The sequence below is a fragment of the Bacillus sp. Je.9.29.b genome, from assembly GCF_051129925.1.
GTDB classification, from domain to species: domain Bacteria; phylum Bacillota; class Bacilli; order Bacillales; family Bacillaceae; genus Bacillus; species Bacillus safensis.
This window is the reverse complement of the sequence record NZ_JBCPSO010000026.1, coordinates 1-322: the sequence shown is the minus strand read 5'-3', so window position 1 is coordinate 322 and position 322 is coordinate 1. Positions and strand designations below refer to the sequence as shown.

Below are 322 nucleotides of genomic sequence, written 5' to 3'. Positions count from 1 at the left end.
GTATCACCGGTTCAACTGGAACTACGGGGGCAACGGGTATTACTGGACCAACAGGTCCTACTGGTGTGACGGGTATTACCGGAGCTACTGGCTCTACCGGCGCCACGGGTATTACCGGAGCTACTGGTCCTACTGGCGCTACAGGTATTACTGGAGCTACTGGACCTACAGGTGCAACGGGTATTACTGGAGCTACTGGTTCTACTGGTGCGACGGGTATCACTGGAGATACTGGTCCTACCGGGACTACAGGTGTCACGGGTATTACTGGAGCTACTGGACCTACTGGACCTACTGGCGCCACGGGTATTACCGGAGCTAC

The 322-nt window shown here is 55.9% G+C and carries 1 protein-coding gene; it reads left to right on the top strand.

The window, feature by feature from the left end:
* On the top strand, positions 1–322 hold a 322-nt coding region (locus AAZR19_RS18935; RefSeq protein WP_434703996.1), incomplete at both ends, for a hypothetical protein.